The organism is Rhizobium gallicum bv. gallicum R602sp (genome assembly GCF_000816845.1).
GTDB classification, from domain to species: domain Bacteria; phylum Pseudomonadota; class Alphaproteobacteria; order Rhizobiales; family Rhizobiaceae; genus Rhizobium; species Rhizobium gallicum.
Genome location: NZ_CP006877.1, coordinates 453,495 through 470,550, shown reverse-complemented (window position 1 = coordinate 470,550; position 17,056 = coordinate 453,495). Strand labels below are relative to the sequence as shown.

The following is a 17,056-nucleotide window of genomic DNA, read 5'->3' as shown; positions in this document are numbered from 1 at the left end:
ACACCGCAGATTCAGTCAAAGGCCTCCTCCAAAGCCGTCCCACATTGTTGACGATCGCAATTAAGAACGAAAAGAAATTCGCTTGTCAATAAATAAATCCAATTGAATTATTAATTCCATGTGGCATGTTGATCACAAATCAGGCATAGGCCAATGAACGGGAGGAGTGGCCAATGTCGTCCTTGGACGGTCCGACGCACGCGCCGGGCACACCACCAATTCTGAATCCGGCGGGCGGCGCGAACCAGGTCAGGGTGCGCGCTTATAACGAGCGGTTGGTCCTTTCGCTGGTGCGCCTCTACGGCTCGCTTTCGAAGGCCGACATCGCACGCCGCAGCGGCCTTTCTGCTCAAACCGTTTCCGTCATCATGAGGGAACTGGAGAGGGAGGGGGTGCTTTCAAGAGGCGAACCCGTTCGCGGCCGCGTCGGACAGCCATCAATCCCAATGCACCTCAATCCCGATGCCGTCTATTCCTTCGGCGTAAAGATGGGCCGGCGCAGCGCCGATCTGGTTTTGATGGATTTCGTCGGGCGCATCCGAATGCAGTTGCACCGGACATATGCCTATCCCCAACCCGACGAAATTCTCGCCTTCATCATTTCCGGCATCCGGGAGCTTGAAAGCATACTCGACGAGAGACAACGGAGCCGGATCGCAGGCATCGGCATTGCCGCGCCCTTCGAGCTTTGGAACTGGGCAGACGAGGTCGGTGCGCCGGAGGGCACAATGGAAGTCTGGCGCGGGTTCGACCTGCAGGCCGAAGTTGCCGCGCGCGTTTCACATCCGGTCTATCTGCAAAACGATGCGACCAGCGCCTGCGGCGCTGAACTCGTCTTCGGCGTCGGCCCATCCTACCCGGATTTCGTCTACCTTTTCATAGGCTCGTTTATCGGCGGCGGCATCGTCCTCAACTCGGCGATCTTCTCCGGCCGAACAGGCACTGCCGGCGCGATCGGGCCGCTTCCGGTACGCGACAAGAACGGCGAAAACCGCCAGCTTCTCGATATTGCCTCGATCTTCGTGCTCGAAAACATGCTGCGCGACAAAGGCATCGACCCTCAGCCGCTCTGGTATTCCGCCGACGACTGGGTGGATTTCGGCGCGCCGATGGAGACCTGGATCCAGGACACCGCGAAAGCCTTGGCGCAGGCGATCGTTGCCGCTGCCTCGATCATCGATTTCAGCGCGGCCGTCATCGACGGCGGCTTCCCCGGCTGGGTGCGCAAGCGTATCGTAAGCGCAACGATCCGCGAGGCCGCGAAACTCGACCTGCAGGGTGTTGTGATGCCAGAGATCATCGAAGGTGTGGTGGGGGCGCAAGCGCGCGCGATCGGTGGCGCGAGCCTGCCGATCTTTGCGCGCTATCTGACCGACCAGAATGTGCTTTTCAAGGAGATCGAAAATGCTGAAGGGACTTGATCCGCTCTTAAGTCCGCAACTGCTTTCGACGCTGCGCGAGATGGGCCACGGCGACGAGATCGCCATCGTCGACGGCAATTATCCGGGTGTCGAACATGGGCGGCGCCTGATCCGCCTCGACGGCCACGGCGTCGTACCGGTGCTCAACGCGGTTTTGAGCGTGCTGCCGATCGACGATTTCGTGCCGGAAGCGATCTTCCGCTCGACCGTCAAGGCAGAGCGCGACAAGCTCGATCCCGTGCACGAGGAAATGATCGACTGCTGCGCCAAGCACGAGCCGCATCGCCAGGTGACGCCGCTCGTCGGCCAGGATTTCTATAACCGCGTTCGCGCGGCCCACGCCGTCATTCAGACAAGCGAGCCGCGTCTCTACGCCAATATCATCTTGCGCAAGGGCGTCGTCTACCCGAAGGCTGCCGGCGAAGGTGCCAAGGCCGAGGTCGAGCCTTTCGACTATTAGCTCTTAAATCTCGCCCGCCTGCGGCCCCCAGACATCCGTCAGCGCAAAGCCGTCCGGATGCGGATCGAAGGGGTCGAGCGCCACCTGAGACAGGCCGAAGGTGAAACCGCGACCGGTGATCGTCGGGATGATGGCCAGGCGGCCTGCGACTTCGGTCACCGCTTGCAAGCCAACCTCGAATTCCGAGCCGATGATCGAGCGTGACCTGAAGATATCGCCCACCTTGGCCCTGCCGCGTGCATGGAGCGCAGTCAGGTTCGCCGAGCTGCCGGTGCCGCAGGGTGAGCGGTCGGCACGGCCAGGCCACATGGTCGTGCAGGTGCGCACCGCGCCATCCGGCTCGGTATCGCGGAACATCACATAGGCAACACCGGAGATGGCTGGAATTTCCGGATGTACGACCGGGATGTCGCGATTGATGATCTCCTTGAGGATCATGCCTGCCTGAACGAGGCCTGCGGCATTGGTCTTCTCAATCGTCAGGTTGATCTGGCGGACATCGATCAGTGCATAGAAGATGCCGCCATAGCAGATGTCCGCTTTGACCTTTCCCCAATGCGGCGTTTGGATCTCGACGTCCAGTTGATGGACGAAAGCCGGAACCATGGTGAGCTGCACCTTCTCGCAGCGGCCATCGCGGCAGGTTGCCAGCGCCTTTACCAGACCGGCCGCAGTCTCCAGGGTAACGACCGTTTCAGGTTCCTTCATTTCGACGATGCCGGATTCGAGCAGCGCGGTGGTGACGCAAATCGAATTCGAGCCCGAACTCGCATGCGCCTGATCCGGCTGCAGAATGACGAAGGCTGCATCGGCATCGGGATGCTTGGCGGGCAAGAGCAGATTGACGGACCCGATCGGCGCCCCGCGCGGCTCGAGGCAGAGGAAACGGCGAAGCTCGGTGCCCTTGGGGTCGGTGTTCAACCAGTGAAGCTGCGCGGCAACGGTCTCGCCGGGGATTTTCGGCAGACCGCCAATCGCGACCTTGCCGATCTCGCCTTCGCAGTGAACGTCCAGAAGCTGGATGGTACGCTTCCACCTCATTTCATACTCCTATCAAACGTGACGCGTGACGCCGCCATCGACGCGGATATTCTGACCCGTGATGTAGCCCGCGCCGTCGGAAAGCAGGAAAGCTGCGGTCTTTGCGATTTCTTCCATATGGCCGATGCGCTTCATCGGGATCTTGTCAGCGGTTTCCGGCTTGTGGTTAAGGCTGTCGATATAACCGGGCAGGATGCAGTTCATGCGGATATTATCCGCAGCATAGCGATCCGAATAAAGCTTGGTGAAGGCGCCTGCCGCCGCGCGATAGGTGCAGGAAACGGGGAAGATCAGTGACGGTTCATAAGCGGCGAAGGTCGTGATATTTACCAAAGCGCCCTTGCCCTGCTTGAGCATGACGGGCGTCACGAGGCGGGCCATGCGCACCAGCGATAGGATCATCATGTCGGAACCGAGCGCCCACATCTCATCGGTGATATCCAGGAGGTCGCCCTTCGGCGGATGACCCGTGTGGTTCACGACAGCGTCGATGCGGCCATAGGTCTTCATCGTCAGGTCGAAAATCGCCTGGATGTCTTCGGCCTTCTCCGCCACGCCGCGCGAGGCAACGCCGCCAAGCTCGAAGGCCAGCTTCTCGCAGCTTTCGGAGGGAGACATCAGCGCCAGACGATAGCCCTGCGCGTCCAGTTCGCGGGCAATCGCCTCGCCCATGCCACGGCCGCCACCGGTAATCAGCGCTACGGGCTTCGTGCTATCGGACATCGGTTCCTCCTAATATCGGGTTATGCGGAAGGGGGTCATGTCGACCGTGGGTTTGCGCCCCATCACCATATCGGCGATCAGCTGCGCTGTCGTCGCCGAAAGCGTCAGGCCGAGATGGCCGTGGCCGGTTGCATACCACACCCCCGGTATCTTCGATGAAGGCGAGATGATCGGGATCGTATCCGGCAGCGCCGGGCGATGGCCCATCCATTCGGTTGCCTCTTCGATCTTCAAACCGGGCAGCGCACGCTGCGCATGGCGCACGAGCAATCGCGGTCGGCGGAAATCCGGCGGCGCGTCAAGACCCGCCAGCTCGACGTTGCCGCCGACGCGAATGCCGCCGGCCGTCGGCGTCACCATGAAAGCCCGATGCGGCCAGATGACCGAATAGCGCATCGAGATGCCGGGCTTCATGATCTGCGTGTGATAGCCACGCTCGGTCTCCAGCGGGATCGGCTCGCCAAGCTTTGCTGCAAGCTCGCGCGTATGCACACCGGCTGCCAGTACCACGGAGTTGACCTCGATGCGGCCGCCTTCCTTAAGCAGCACAACAGCATCGCCCGCCGGTTTGCGTTCGATATTGCGCACGACACCTGAAACGAGGCGCGCGCCCGCCGCCTGAGCGGCGCCCGCAAGCTTGATCACCAACTGGTAGGGATCACGGATCGATTTGTTGTCCGGCAAAAGCACGGCCTTCGCGATCGAGGGCGAAAGTTCCGGCTCGTAATGGCGGATCACGCCGCTGTTCAATATCTCGAAATCGAAGCCATAGCGCTGCATTAACTCGATATGGCCGCGGTCGGCGGCGAATTCAGCTTCCGTCTCATAGATGGCAAGGCAACCCTCCTCTGTCATGAGTTCCGGTGCGCCGATTGCAGAAAGCATGGTCCGGAAATCGCCTAGCGCCCGTCGGGTCAGGTTCATGCCTGCATCTTCGATCCCGCGCAGACGGGACGGACGGCCGGCAGCGATGAAACGCAGGAACCATGGAAGCATCTTGGGTGCGTAAGACGGACGCAGCCAGACCGGTCCCTCGGGATCCATCAGCCAGCGGGGAATTTTCTTCCAGGTCGCCGGTCCAGAACCGGCGGTGAAATCGAGCGCGATGCTCGCCATATTCCCGTAGGATGCGCCACGGCCCGGCTCGCCCTTGTCGATCAGCGTCACCTGAAAACCGCGTTGCTGCATTTCGAAGGCGATCGATGCGCCGATTACGCCTGCGCCGACAACGGCGACGGTCTGCTTCCTCTCATTCGTCATATATCATCCATCAAGGCAAGGCTTTACCGGTACGACTTGCATTGTGATATATCAGAATGAGATGAATGCCTATGAGGAATTTTATTGTGTCGGCAAACCGGCACCGACCGAATCGCCGACCGAGCCCGCGGTATTTTCCACCGACTGGCCGAAGCGCTTCAACTGGGCATCATAGTTGCGGCGCGTGCGCGGATCGAAAATCGCGATCGGGGTGCTGACGGCAACGCTGGCCGCGCTGCCGACCGTCTGCGCGGCACCGATCGCGACCGCACCAACCGCTTCGCCAAGACCGACCTGCGAATCGGTGATCGTCTGGCCGGCGATCAGCCGGTCGCCGATCAGCTTCACGACTTCCGGGCTTTCGGCGAATTTGCCGTGGTTCAGCCTGTCGCCGCCCTTGAGCTTGGTGAGATCGAGGACGGTTATGCCCGCCGCCTCGAGCTTGCTGCGATAGGGCTCCGCCGAAGGATCGATCTGGCCGAGGCGATCGACATTGCCGGAAATGCGCCGCGAAAGCGCCAGCGCCCGGTCGTCGCGTGAAACGAAGATGGTAAAGTGCGGTCTCTCCTCGCCGAGGCTTACGAATTGCCGCCCGAAAACATCAACGTCGAGATCGGGTGAGGCAAGGATGACGTTGTTGATCTTGCTTGCAACATGCCCGTCCCGGATCGCCATCTGGCGTAGCGCCTCAACGGTTAGCCAAGTGCCCATGGAATGCGCCATGATGGTGATATCGCTGACTGCCGGGTTCTGGGCGGCGCGGCGCAGCAGCTCTTCCAGCGCATCGCGGGAATAATTCGTGCTTTCCTTGTCGTAGTTATAGTCGAAGATGCTTCCGCGCGACGGCCAGGTGAAGACCACCGGCGCCACGTCCGCATGCGAATCGTGAACTATCTGTGCGAAGCGGTAAACGGAATCCTCGTAGAGATTGTTGAAGCCATGGACGAAGACCAGCACGCGGCGGCTCTTCGGCATATGGCTCTTCAGCCAGACCTCGCCCGCCCGCTCTCCTTCCAGCGGATCGACGGACACGGTAACAAAATCGCGAAGCGGATCTGCCGGCAGGCGCTTCGGCCATTGCACCTGACCGATCTTGCGATTGGCATCCGGCGGTATCGAAACGTTGACCGCATTGACCATCAGGCCGGTGCCGCGCTCGCCGGAAAAGAGGACGGCGGGATCCTTGTCCTGCGCGCGCGTGGTTGCGACGAGAAGATCGACTTTCGACGTGCCCGGCTGCACGGATCCTACCGGCGTCATCACGCCGATGTGCCGTCCGCCGCAGGCCGATAACAGGAAGGCAGCAAGCGTCAGGCTCGCAAGCATCTTCCGCATGGCCCCCGATCCGTCAAACATCCCCTACTCCAACATCGACGCCTGGCTGAACGCTCTACGGCTCTGGTGCTCAGATACGCCGCGGGGGCAAGGGGAGTCAAATAAGGCACGCAGCCGTTAGCCTCGCAACAGATGGGCAGACCGGTTTCAGGGCTGAAATAGAAAAGAGCCCGGCGCGGGAGGAGGTGCACCGGGCTCTTGATCCTGACTGGCAACTGGGAGGAGGAGTGTTACCAGTCTGCGTAAGAGCGCTGGGAGGAGGAGTGCGCTGCTTACGAAGCTATAAGTACCCGATTGATTTCATCGAGAATAGGGTTATTACCGCAACGCAGCAATGCGTCTCATGCATGGCTCGACGCGCAATCTTGCGAAGGCGCCTCATTTTGCAGCAATTTTGATCAGCTGGTTAAAAAATCATCCGGAAAAGCGCGATTGCCTACCGCCGAATTTTCGCTTGGTCGCCAAAATCCGCCAGCATCTTCCAAAGATCCGCAAAAAGCTCCCTCGCAAAGGCCTCGAGGGGGCCTTCTGGCGGACGTTCCTGCCAGCGCTCGCCGCCGACACGCAATGCACCGATGACAATCGCAGAGAGAAGCCGCATGCGCGCCCGGACTTCCTTTCCTTCGCCGCCTCTTGCGACCAATGCTTCGGTCAGCTTCTGCTCAAGTTTCGCATATTTCATCTGATCGCGCGCTTTCAGCACGGGCGTGCGACGGATGAGTTCACCAAGGGCGAGCCCACGTTCATCGGCGGAAGCGGCGACGGTTTCCACGATTGCTTCTTCAACGACCTTCAGGGGCGACTCGTTCTTTGGCCTTGCGGCGATGGTAGCCATCAGCCGGTCGGCAAAGGAATCCTGCCAGGCGAAGACGACCTCTTCCTTGGAGGGGAAATAATCGAAAAAGCTGCGTTTCGAGACGTCGGCGGAATCCGTGATGTCCTCGATCGTCGTTGCATCAAAGCCGCGTTCGAGAAACAGCGTCATCGCCGCCTGCTCAATGCGCTCGCGCGTCTGGCGCCGCTTGCGCTCGCGGCGCCCTTCAGCGGCGCTGGTCTGTTTCGTTTCAGCCATTTGCGTCCGATTGCATCAGCCGCCAGTCTCTCCTGCGGCCGTTTCCATCTCCGCTTCCCTGCTACGATATTTGAAGCGCTCCCGCGAGAGCTCAAGCGGCTTGCGGCGCGAAATTCTGTAGACTGCGGCAGGAGGCAGGTTCCGCATCGTGCCGCCGATATGCCTTGCCTTGAGTCCCATCCGGTCGAGGATTGGCCGCGGCACAGGGCAGCGTGGGCCGTAAGTGAATTGGTAAAACGCACCCCCAGGCCGCATGTAGGCAAAGGCGCCGGCGAGAATGGCGGTGATCTTGCGCGGCGACATCGAAAGCAGCGGCAAGCCGCTGACCACCGCCCCGACTGGCTCGCCTTGGAAGATTCCGACGTGTGCCAAATGCCCCGCATCCATCTGCAGGACACGGGCTGACGGAAAGCGTGCCTTGAGGCCATCGATGAATTCGGGGCCATATTCGATCAACGTCAAATCCGCCTCTTTGAGGCCGCGCGCAAGCAGCGCCCGCGTGAAAACCCCCGTACCGGGGCCCAGTTCAATGATCGGCCCATCAAGCGCCGCGATTTCCTTCGTCATCAGCTTGGCGAGCGAAACCCCGGAGGGAGCAATTGCAGCGACGCGAAGTGGATTGCTGATCCAGGAGCGGAAGAAATGCAGGAAATCCGAGCATGCAATGTCTGCGGTCATGTTGGTTGTCCCACTTTTGAAATGCAACGTCACTACCCGCAAGGCATTGCCGCCAGATCGGCAATTCCAAGACGCCATCCGCCCGCGCAGCGTGTCCGGTCATACATCCCAATTGAATGGGATCTATCCTTTCAATTATTGCACTTTTATATCTATTGCATATTTGCACTTAGTGCAACGCTGTACGGGCCGGATTTTTTGACGGTCGCAGGCATGCTGCCACCGGCCAGCGAGCAGTTCTCCTACTGTCAAACAGAGCGTTTCAGACTGCCCTATCGATCGTAGACCGCGCGATAGCCTTCGGACGACGCGCAGGCGTCATACTGCCTGCGCGCAGCGCCGCGCGAGAGCGCTTCCGCTTCGGCGCTGTCGTAATCGCCAATCATCTGTGCACGCAGTTTATATTGCTGCATCGCTTCGCCATACATCGCATTGGCTTCACCGATGCACATGACGTGGGCAACGAATGGCGGATTGACCGGGCTGCCAACGGGATAGAGAACCGGCTTGTCGGCATAGGTGACACATCCGACAAGAATGCCCGCGACCGCTACCATCGAAATCATAACCTGGGTTCTCGCATTCATATTTCTCTCCCGCGCCCCGCTCCGCACCATCGCGGCGCAGAACGCAGATACATGCACAAGATTGCGCGAAGCTAAGCAAGTTGATCGACGGCCGTAAAAATATGGTCTCCCAACCGCTTACACCTGCGACCGCCCAATCGCCGTTGACTTCCCGGATGATGAGAGGAAAATGTCCCTTATGCATCCCAGGCAAACATAGGGAGTGCCTACGATGACGATCGCGGGAAAACTTCAGGACTATATCGCCGGTGAGGGTATCGCTTACGACACTGTTGCTCATCACCGCACAGCAACAACCAGCCAGTCGGCGCAAGCTGCGCATATTCCGGGTAGCAGGCTGGCCAAATCCGTGGTCGTACATCACGAAACGGGGTATGTCCTAGCCGTTGTTCCGAGCACACACCGGATCGAGCTCTCCACATTGCAGGATCTGATGAACAGACGTCTTGGCCTCGCCTCGGAGGAAGAGGTTAGCTCGCTTTTTTCGGATTGCGACATTGGCGCGGTACCACCCATTGGACCCGCCTACGATGTGCCAGTGATCCTCGACGAAAGCCTCGGCGACGCGAGCGACGTCTATTTCGAAGGTGGTGACCACAAGACACTCGTGCATGTCAGTGGGCCTAATTTTCGCAGCCTCATGAAAGATGCGCAGATCGCCCGCTTCAGCCACCTGCCGTAGACGTCACGATCCCGGGCCGCGCCTTTTAGCAGCCGACGGAGTTGGTTGTGGCGGTAAGGCCACGGCCGTTCCTTCGCGCGCGGTCAGCCACTACCGGTTCTGTTGAGCCAGGCAACCGCACCCACGCGAAGGCTTCCTGATCGTCGCTCTTGGAAGTCATCCTTCACCTTCTTTCCTGACGGGCGCGCCCCTCGTGATTGTGAAGCGCCGGCGGCGGCGCTCTCGACCTGTTAAAATTTGAGGGATCGGGGCCAGCAGCTCGCCCGCTAGTGAAGCACGACCACGGCTTCCACCTCGAAGAGCATGGGGTCAATTGCAAGTTTGGGCACGGGAATCAGAGTCTGCGCCGGCAGCGCCTCGCCGAACAATTCCTTGACGCTCTTGGTCAACACCTCAAGCTTGGACATATCGTGATCGACCACGAAGACCGTGAGCTTGACAACCTGGTTCGGCCTGGCACCGAGCGCATCGAGGGCGGTGCGCAAATTTGCGTAGGCCTGCTGAACCTGGATAGCGAAGTCGGGCGATAAGGCTCCCGTGCTGTCTTGGCCGCCCTGTCCGGAGATGTAGGCCACCCGGGCTCCGTGGGGAACAATCACCGCCGTGCTGTAGCCATTCGGCGTCGGGTCGTAAAGGTTTTGTGGATTGACGATGGTCAGCCTGGGATCATTCTCATTCGCCGTCGTCGCAGTGGTTCCCATGGTCATGATGATTAGCCCTCCGATAAGCAGACGCTTGATTGCCTGTGACATGATTTTCTCTTGGCTCTGCGGATTGCGAGCAACGTATCTCGCGGCCGGCAGGATTGAACTTAACCCAGCGCTCCATACGATTTGCTCGTACGTCGTACGACTGCATCGCATCGTACGACGTACGAGTCAATCGGTCAGGATCGACATTCGTCGTATTGTCGGCTTACATCGACGTTTAAAGGAGCAAGGAAGACAGATGGCAGCCAAACGTAGCGGATCCCGGAGCAAACGGTCTCACAGGATTAGTGAGTGGCCCCAGCCCGTGCAGGAGCCGGGCAGTGAACCGCCTCTCTCTCGGGAACGTATCGTGGCGACCGCGGTAGAACTTTTGGACGCTCAAGGAATCGACGGTTTGACGATGCGTCGGCTGGCAGATCGCCTCGGCTCGGGCGTGATGAGCCTATATTGGCACGTCGATAACAAAGAGGATGTCTTTGATCTGGCGCTCGACTCGGTGCTCGAATATCGCGGACCGCCGCAGATAGTTCAGTATCAAGACTGGCGCGGAGAAGTCGTTCATATGCTCGAAGACTGGCGCGCCAGCATGCTCCGCCATCCGTGGTCCGCATCGCTGTTGCCACGTCGGGCGCTCGGCCCGAACATCCTCAGTCGCCTGGAACTGCTGAGCAAGACCTTGTCCAGGGCCGGCGTGACGGACGCAGATCTGAACGTCGCGATATGGTCGCTCTGGAACTATGTGATGGGCGCCACCATCACCCGGGCGAGCTTCGACCTCTCGCATGACGATAGGGCCGCCGCTCAGCAACGCCTTGAACATTTCAGCGAATGCTACCCAACAATCGAACGCTCCCGCCTGCTGTTGGATGACGATTGGGATGGTGCTTTCAGCAAAGGCCTCGGCTTCCTGCTCGATGGCCTCTCTCCAAAATAATAGACGTTGCGCAAAATGAATCCATGAATCGTAGGGCAAGGGTATTATCAGCTGAGTCGGCCGGAAGGGCCTCCTTCGAGGCGGTCCGACGTACAGTCATGACACAGCCGCTTCAGCGCGATATCCGTGTCGCAGAAGGCGGTCTGCCAAATTCCCATTTGCCTGTAGATCAGTTCTCTCGACACAAAGACGAGCACGTTGAAGCCTTGGCCGGGATCTAAGCGACCCGAGTCAAGAAGGCTGTTGCCCTGGCCGTCCATGATGCGGATCCTTAAACGCGGCGGACGCAAGGAGTTGAAATGGGCGTTGATGCCTTGCAGACGCGACTGGATTTCGTCCTCGGTGAGTTGACCTCCGGATGGACACGCTCGCGGCACCAGCTGGTCGGCAAAATACTGCCTTCCAACCGCTTCGGCGTGGTGAGAATAGGCAAGATGCTTGACGGCGAAGTCCTTCAGCCGTTTACCTCGTTGAACGATGGCGAGCAATTTGGCGGCCCTTCTCCGTATTTGGCGACAGAGAAGCTTTCCCGCTTCCGTCCCTCTCGGGTCATCAGCGTGGCTTGCCAGGCATCCCCTTCTTGCGTCTCGATACGCCGGACACCGGATATGCCGCTGTGATTTGTTTTGCACCTGCTCGTGATTGGTCGCCGGCGGCAGCGCTGAGATCAGAGCCATCGCGATAGGCGTTGGCCTGTTCGCTTTCTTAAGGCGATCCATAGCTTGACCACCGGGCCCTAGTACCTATTTTATCCGTGCAAGCATGACGTGCATTTTTCTGCGCCAGTCCGTTCTGGCCGGCGCCTTTCCTAATTAAGAAGTGTGGGGGCTTCATGGACAATGGCATTTCCTCTGCCGCCGATTTCATCCAGGCGAGCCGCATCCTGAAGATCGTCTCGCCGCTCGGGCAAGATCAGTTGCTGGCCGAACGGGTGACGATCGAGGAGGGAGTGTCGTCGCTCTTTGAGATCCGCGTCTCTGCGCGTGCCAAGAAGCCGACCGTCAGGCCGGAAGAACTGATCGGCCGATTGATGGATGTATCAGTCGAAGTGCAGCAGGGTGACGACGAAGACGGCAGCGCGGTGCGCCGACCTTTCAACGGCTTGGTGACGGAGCTCAACGAGGGGCCGCCGATCACCCGTGGCCTGCGTTCCTATTCCATGGTGCTCAGACCGCAGATGTGGCTGCTTTCGCGCCGCTCCGACTGCCGCATCTGGATGGACAAGACCGCGATTGATATCGTTGAGACGCTTTTTTCCGAACATGGTATTCCGGCGCCAGACGTCTCCGGCGTGATTACCCGCCCACCGCCGCAGCATTATTCGGTTCAATGGAACGAGACCGATCTTGCCTATCTCACGCGGCGCTTCGAGGAAGATGGACTGTTTTACTGGTTCAGCCATGAGGACGGCAAGCACAAGCTGCAGGTCGCTGACAGTGTGGCGGGTTGGCTTGGTCCGTCAGCCTCGGCGCAGGGTGAGGCCAAGGTCCGGCTGGCGCAGGGCTCATCAGACCGGAACCATATCAATGACTGGAGCCGGCGCTATTCCTATGTGCCGGGACAAAGGGCCGGAGCAGACTGGAATTTCGAGACGCCGCGGATGGTGCCCGGCACGATGACGCCGTCGCTCGTGCAGATGCCGGAGGCGGTCAAGCGCGAGCTTTACGAATACCCGGCCCGCATCTCGACTGTTGCGGAAGCCGAGCGGGCGGAAAAGCTGAGGATGCAAGCAAGTGAAGCCGATCATGACCGGGTGTTCGGCGCCTCGACATCCCGCGTCATCGAAACCGGCCGCCGTTTCACACCCTATGAAGTGGCCCATCCCGACCACGTCTATGAAGAGCATGTGATCGTCAAGGCGGTGCACACGGTTGTCGACCGTTCCTACGAGACGAATTCCAACGAGCCGGAATACAAGAATAGCTTCGAGGCGGTGCCCTCACGCGTGCCAATGACGCCGCATCGGGCAACGAAGCGGCCGAGGATCGAAGGCACCCAGGTGGCGATCGTCGCGGGACCACAGGGAGAGGAGATCCATCCGGACCAGTATGGCCGCATCAAGGTGTGGTTCCCTTGGGATCGCAGGGCGAAGAAGGACGGATCCGACACCTGCTGGGTGCGGGTGGCGCAGAGCTGGGCGGGCTCCACCTGGGGCGGTCAGATCATCCCGCGCATCGGCATGGAAGTGATGGTCGCCTTCGTAGACGGCGATCCGGATCGGCCGCTGGTGACCGGTGTCGTGCCCAATCCGGCCAATGCCGTGCCTTACGATCTGCCGGCCAATAAGACCAAGAGCATCTTCCGCACCCAGACCCACAAGGGGCAGGGCTTCAACGAGCTAAGCTTTGAGGATGAGAATGGGCGCGAAGAAATCTATCTGCATGCGCAGAGGGATATGACGACAAAAGTCGAAAACCATTCAACTGAGCGCGTGGATGCCAACAGGATCATTTCGGTTGGCGGGATGTCATTGACCGAGGTGGAGCGCTCGAGCACGCAAAATATCGCCCAGAACTTGTCCATCAATGTAGGCACTGGAAGTTTAGGCAATCTCGTCAGCGGCGAAGCGCGTCGTGATGTCTTTGGTTTGCGACCGGCCGGCTACTTTCTGAGCAACTCACTGAATGAGGGTCTCGGGCGGGGGAACCTGAGCATAGATGCGGCAAACTCGATCAATATGAGCACTTCGGCAGTCTTCAATCTGACTGTCAGCGGCGTTTATGTCGCAACCGTCGGTGCGAATTACACTACCAACGTGGCAGGCGCTCTGTTTGTCTCATCCGGCATGGATTATCGAGAGGTCGTTGCAAGGAAGAAGATGATCGATGCGCATGGCGAAATTCATTTTCGCTGCGGCAAATCCGAGATCGTCATGCAGCCCGATGGCAAAATAACAATCAAAGGCGTGAAACTAATCGTCGAAGAAGAGGAGCATATAGACCTGAAGGCATCACGCATCGATCTCAATTCGTAGAGGCCCTGGTCGTATGGGAAGGTTCCGCTGCCTAGCACTATTTCTGCTTCTTGCTCTCGTCTCGGCTGGCGCTCATCTTCGTGCGCATGGGAAGGATATGGAAATGCTCTCAGACCTGACGATCTATCTTGAGCCGCCGATACTTGGTGGCGGCGGCACGGTTATCATCGTTCCTCGCATGATCGCTGCCATCGACTGGAAGTCGCAGGAAGGAAGGGAAAACCCTGCCGCAAGCGATCCTTACCTGAAGTCGAACAAACCCTTGCCACCTGATGGCTTGCGACTTGGAGCAATCATTTCGGACAAGGTGAGCATTGTCCAATTCGATTATCCGGAAGGAGGCACATACAAGTTCCGTTTCGCGCCGGCGCGAGGCTCCACGTTTCCCTGGGATATGCTTAAGACCAAGCACATCGGTACCGGCAGCGAGGGGGAGGAGTTGGATCCTTCGACGGGCCAGATCATAAAGGTCGGTTCTGCCCTCCATATTCACATCGTCGGGAAAGACGTGACCGAGGCGGACAGCCGAATCGTAGAGTCAGTTATTAATATCGGCTCGCTGCAGTCGCGGTACGATTGCCGGAACTACGAATTGGTTCTCGTTTGCGACGCGTCGAAGGATTTGCAGAAATGAGCAAACTTACCCTGTGGACGCGATCCTTCCATCCGCTGGAGAACTTTGGTGCGGGCGGACTGTTCTTTGAGGGCGACAATCGGAATTTCAGTACCAGCTTAGGTGTCACCGCCAGGATCAAACAGTCGGTCGAGATTTATCTCACGCAAGCCAAAGTCGTGGGAAGACGAGCGATCTCAGACCCGAGCAGCAATCGTTATATCGGAACGTACGAGGACTATAGCGATCCAAAAAAACAACCCCAAGCGGAAGTGCGGGGCCAAGTCGACCCGTATCGGCCAGACGGCGATCAGCACGCACAGGTCTTTCTTTCCTATCGGGGCCAAAATTTCGCTCTGCCGGGCTCCCAGACCGAAGGAGGCCGCGAGTTCTATAGCGGCGTCGTACCAGAACTGGATGTGACGAATTCAGTCGACATCCACGTAGATCGCGCAGCGCAGAAAATGACGTTTAGCTGCCGCATGGTCGGAGACGGATTTCCGAATGCGGAAAGTTTCTTGCTCGACATTTCCCAAAACCCGTTGTTCCTGGTGACCCATCGAAGGGTCGGCTCTGCAACGGGGCAGCTTGCCGGAAATAGACGTATTGCCATGGCATGCTCCTCCGGCAGGGTAGACTTCCCCAGTGACGCATTCGGATCCGCTCTAGAAGCTTACTTTGCACTTGACTACGCCACACATGTGGGTGGTCCGGTGGATTTGTTTGATGAGGGCGGCGTCAAGCCGTCTAGTCGCGAAAGCTGGAACCAGATGCATGAGAGACGGGACGCGCGGGGCGGGCGAGTCCGCAGGTGGTGGCTCGACAATGATGTTGTATGGGTCAGGGGACGACAGGGAAGCTCCATGCCTTGACCCGACCGTTGCCAACGTTTGTTTTCAGGAACCTTACTCTCCACAATGGAGCAATCATGCCAAAAGCACATCGCAGAGGTGATATCGGCTCCGGCCATTCGTGCCATTTCCCGCCAACTTTGGCGACTGGGGGCAGTCCTAGCGTATTCGTCAACGACAAGCCGCTGATGCGTGTTGGCGATGCCTACGTGTCGCATGGCTGCCCCGTGTGCCCAGAGCCCGCGCATGGACGCAAGCTCGCCGCCGGCTCGGCATCCGTCTTCATCAACGGCAAGCCGGCCGGCCGGATCAGTGATGCGATCGATTGTGGAGGTCAGGCGCAGACCGGTTCATCCAACGTCTACATCGGAGACGACGGCGGCGGCGGATCGGCTTGTCAGAAGTCCATGGCAGCGCGGTCGATGCCGATGGTGCGGGGATAGCGGTGGCATCCGAGCACCAGGAAGACATCGCGCTTTCCAGCGTCGGTCAGAAGTTCCTCGAGATAGTTGAGGAGATCGCGACCCACCCCGAACGGCGCATCTTTGCCGTTATGGATGGTGCTCAGTTCGATGATCTTCCGGCTCGTCTGAAACAAGCTGGTGTCTCCCATCGTCCGCTTTACCGCTACGCAGGTGGGGACTATGCCATCATCCTCGGCGGCCCATGGTTCATCGATCCCTATCTTTCTCTGCTTGGCACTCCCCAGAGCAAAGCCGAAGTCGATGACAATGGAGTTAGCGGCGAAGAACTCTCCGCTGAAGAACTCGAGGCCCGTTCTGCAGCGCTATCCGCGCAAATGGTCGATGCACTGAACGCCGGTGATCCGACGGCCGGTGGAGTATTGCCCGACGCCGGGGGCTTGGGGAATTCGCTGGCTATCCGCAACCTGCATGAGGTCTTGAAAATCGGCGACGGCAAGCCAGGGATGGTCTTTTGGATCGGCGACAAGGATCTGGCGGGCGACGTTCTTTATCGGCACCTTCGAGGCATTAACCGGGTGCGAATTCCGAAAAGGCATGATGATCTCGATGGTAACAACGTGCAGGAGCTCGGCGCGGCCGGCGACGACGAGGCACTGGCAAGGGACGCCGGCGATCGCTGCGAACTGGCCATCTTCCGCCACGCCGACGCCAATGCGCTGATCCAAGTCCTCCCAACCCTTGACGAGCATCAGATTGCAAGATTGCTCGGTCCGGCAGATCAGATCATGTTCGCGCCTGACGAATTCTGGGGCGGCGGCATCAAAAGAGGCAGAAAAGCAAATGGCTCGCCTGATGCGCCAAAGGGTCCCCTTACGCTCTCAGATGATAATTTGCGGATTGTCTCTCAGATGCGAGACGTGAAATCCCATCAGCGCATCTCAGGGTATCTTGATTGCACGGCGCACAAACAATTGGACCATCTCGACGCAGAGAGCCGCGATCGATGGATAGCAAAACATATCACTGAGGCACGGTCGTTTGGTGTACGCGCCGAGGCCGACCTTGGGCGGTGGTGTTATCTGCAGGCTATTACGAACGGTCGGTTGACAGCGCAACCTGGCGTTATCGAATACATGCGAAGCGCTGGTCTCACAGATGCCGACGAAAAGGTTCGCTTACTGTTCAGATCGATACAAGCTGCGGCTCAAACAGGGGGAGCTGCTTCATGACGACACTCGTTGCGGGAGCGCCTCTCCTTGCAGGCGGACCTCCCGGCTGGGTCGCCTATGG

Annotated in this window: 18 protein-coding genes; 9 read left to right on the top strand and 9 right to left on the bottom strand. The window is 59.1% G+C overall.

Annotated elements, in window-relative coordinates; all coding sequences use genetic code 11:
* Nucleotides 1–173: 173 nt before the first annotated feature.
* Together RGR602_RS02400 and RGR602_RS02395 are read left to right on the top strand one after the other, a co-directional pair.
* On the top strand, nt 174–1,421 hold the full coding sequence (locus RGR602_RS02400; RefSeq protein ID WP_039843780.1) for an ROK family transcriptional regulator: 1,248 nt from the start codon (nt 174–176) through the stop codon (nt 1,419–1,421).
* Complete coding sequence (locus RGR602_RS02395) at nt 1,405–1,881, top strand: RbsD/FucU family protein (protein ID WP_039843779.1); 477 nt, start codon at nt 1,405–1,407, stop codon at nt 1,879–1,881. The genes RGR602_RS02400 and RGR602_RS02395 overlap by 17 nt, the downstream gene beginning before the upstream one ends.
* A 3-nt stretch (nt 1,882–1,884) precedes the next feature.
* Here the strand turns inward: RGR602_RS02395 and RGR602_RS02390 are convergent, their stop codons facing one another.
* The 7 genes from RGR602_RS02390 to RGR602_RS02360 form a co-directional block, all read right to left on the bottom strand.
* The gene (locus tag RGR602_RS02390; RefSeq protein ID WP_039843778.1) at nt 1,885–2,922 is read right to left on the bottom strand and encodes a proline racemase family protein; all 1,038 of its coding nucleotides are present in this window, start codon (nt 2,920–2,922) and stop codon (nt 1,885–1,887) included.
* 12 nt (nt 2,923–2,934) lie between these two features.
* Entirely contained in the window at nt 2,935–3,645 is a 711-nt protein-coding gene (locus RGR602_RS02385; protein WP_039843777.1) for an SDR family oxidoreductase, read from the bottom strand.
* Between the two features lie 9 nt (nt 3,646–3,654).
* Entirely contained in the window at nt 3,655–4,905 is a 1,251-nt protein-coding gene (locus tag RGR602_RS02380) for an NAD(P)/FAD-dependent oxidoreductase (protein WP_039843776.1), read from the bottom strand.
* A gap of 81 nt (nt 4,906–4,986) precedes the next feature.
* The gene (locus RGR602_RS02375) at nt 4,987–6,240 is read right to left on the bottom strand and encodes an alpha/beta hydrolase (protein WP_170250239.1); all 1,254 of its coding nucleotides are present in this window, start codon (nt 6,238–6,240) and stop codon (nt 4,987–4,989) included.
* 436 nt (nt 6,241–6,676) lie between these two features.
* The gene (locus tag RGR602_RS02370) at nt 6,677–7,312 is read right to left on the bottom strand and encodes a TetR family transcriptional regulator (protein WP_039843774.1); all 636 of its coding nucleotides are present in this window, start codon (nt 7,310–7,312) and stop codon (nt 6,677–6,679) included.
* A gap of 15 nt (nt 7,313–7,327) precedes the next feature.
* Nucleotides 7,328–7,990, bottom strand: a complete 663-nt coding sequence (locus tag RGR602_RS02365) for a class I SAM-dependent methyltransferase (protein WP_039843773.1) — start codon at nt 7,988–7,990, stop codon at nt 7,328–7,330.
* Nucleotides 7,991–8,262: 272 nt separating this feature from the next.
* On the bottom strand, nt 8,263–8,577 hold the full coding sequence (locus tag RGR602_RS02360; RefSeq protein WP_039843772.1) for a hypothetical protein: 315 nt from the start codon (nt 8,575–8,577) through the stop codon (nt 8,263–8,265).
* Nucleotides 8,578–8,788: 211 nt separating this feature from the next.
* Between RGR602_RS02360 and RGR602_RS02355 the strand changes: the two genes are divergently transcribed.
* Nucleotides 8,789–9,259 (top strand): aminoacyl-tRNA deacylase, encoded by a 471-nt coding sequence (locus tag RGR602_RS02355; RefSeq protein ID WP_039843771.1) that lies wholly within the window; start codon nt 8,789–8,791, stop codon nt 9,257–9,259.
* A 266-nt stretch (nt 9,260–9,525) separates the two neighbouring features.
* On the opposite strand, the gene RGR602_RS02350 is transcribed toward RGR602_RS02355, so the two are convergent.
* A complete protein-coding gene (locus tag RGR602_RS02350) occupies nt 9,526–10,011 on the bottom strand; it encodes a RidA family protein (RefSeq protein WP_039843770.1) in 486 nt (161 codons plus the stop codon).
* A gap of 196 nt (nt 10,012–10,207) precedes the next feature.
* Between RGR602_RS02350 and RGR602_RS02345 the strand changes: the two genes are divergently transcribed.
* Nucleotides 10,208–10,903: a TetR/AcrR family transcriptional regulator gene (locus tag RGR602_RS02345; RefSeq protein ID WP_039843769.1), complete on the top strand. Its 696-nt coding sequence runs from the start codon at nt 10,208–10,210 to the stop codon at nt 10,901–10,903.
* A 47-nt stretch (nt 10,904–10,950) separates the two neighbouring features.
* Here the strand turns inward: RGR602_RS02345 and RGR602_RS34805 are convergent, their stop codons facing one another.
* Nucleotides 10,951–11,391 (bottom strand): hypothetical protein, encoded by a 441-nt coding sequence (locus RGR602_RS34805; RefSeq protein WP_052451473.1) that lies wholly within the window; start codon nt 11,389–11,391, stop codon nt 10,951–10,953.
* Nucleotides 11,392–11,735: 344 nt separating this feature from the next.
* Between RGR602_RS34805 and tssI the strand changes: the two genes are divergently transcribed.
* From tssI to RGR602_RS02315, 5 genes are all read left to right on the top strand, one after another.
* Nucleotides 11,736–13,877: a type VI secretion system tip protein TssI/VgrG gene (tssI, locus tag RGR602_RS02335; RefSeq protein ID WP_039843768.1), complete on the top strand. Its 2,142-nt coding sequence runs from the start codon at nt 11,736–11,738 to the stop codon at nt 13,875–13,877.
* Nucleotides 13,878–13,980: 103 nt separating this feature from the next.
* On the top strand, nt 13,981–14,511 hold the full coding sequence (locus tag RGR602_RS02330) for a hypothetical protein (protein WP_133937175.1): 531 nt from the start codon (nt 13,981–13,983) through the stop codon (nt 14,509–14,511).
* Nucleotides 14,508–15,362 (top strand): hypothetical protein, encoded by an 855-nt coding sequence (locus RGR602_RS02325; protein WP_039843766.1) that lies wholly within the window; start codon nt 14,508–14,510, stop codon nt 15,360–15,362. Before RGR602_RS02330 ends, RGR602_RS02325 begins: the two co-directional genes overlap by 4 nt.
* 56 nt (nt 15,363–15,418) lie before the next feature.
* Nucleotides 15,419–15,784 carry a PAAR domain-containing protein gene (locus tag RGR602_RS02320; protein ID WP_039843765.1) on the top strand — a complete coding sequence of 122 codons (366 nt, stop codon included), beginning with the start codon at nt 15,419–15,421 and terminating at the stop codon, nt 15,782–15,784.
* Nucleotides 15,736–16,995, top strand: coding sequence for a hypothetical protein (locus RGR602_RS02315; RefSeq protein ID WP_170250750.1), 1,260 nt, complete (start codon nt 15,736–15,738; stop codon nt 16,993–16,995). The genes RGR602_RS02320 and RGR602_RS02315 overlap by 49 nt, the downstream gene beginning before the upstream one ends.
* Nucleotides 16,996–17,056: the final 61 nt, after the last annotated feature.